Annotated in this window: 1 pseudogene; it reads right to left on the minus strand. The window is 80.2% G+C overall.

The features are described from left to right. Window positions 1-354: pseudogene (locus tag EXE44_RS18635) on the minus strand (hypothetical protein); the annotation flags it as partial.

Consider the following 354-nt stretch of genomic DNA (forward strand, 5'->3'; position numbering starts at 1 on the left):
ACCAGCGCGTCCGCGGCGCGGCGCCCGCCGGCGACGGCGAACCGGTCGCCGACCGTCGCCGGGATCCACGCCGGGAGGAGCAGCAGCCAGCAGAGCGCGCCGGCGGCCGCGTACGCCCACGACGGGACGCGCTCGCGGTCCGGCTCGTACCCGTGGATCCGGTTGACGCGCCGGTCCGCGGCGGTGCGGTCTCCCCGGCGCCCGACGAGCAGCGTCGCGAGCAGCGCCGCGGTCTCGACGGCCGCCAGCGCCGGGAGCGTCGCGGTCGCGAGCAGCGCCTGTCGCGTCCGGAGCCTGACGAGCGCGTGGCGCAGCGCGGCGTCCCGGTCGGCCTTCGGGAGGGCGAGCAGCCGC

It is taken from the genome of Halorubrum sp. SS7 (assembly GCF_005435055.1).
GTDB classification, from domain to species: Archaea; Halobacteriota; Halobacteria; order Halobacteriales; family Haloferacaceae; genus Halorubrum; species Halorubrum salinarum.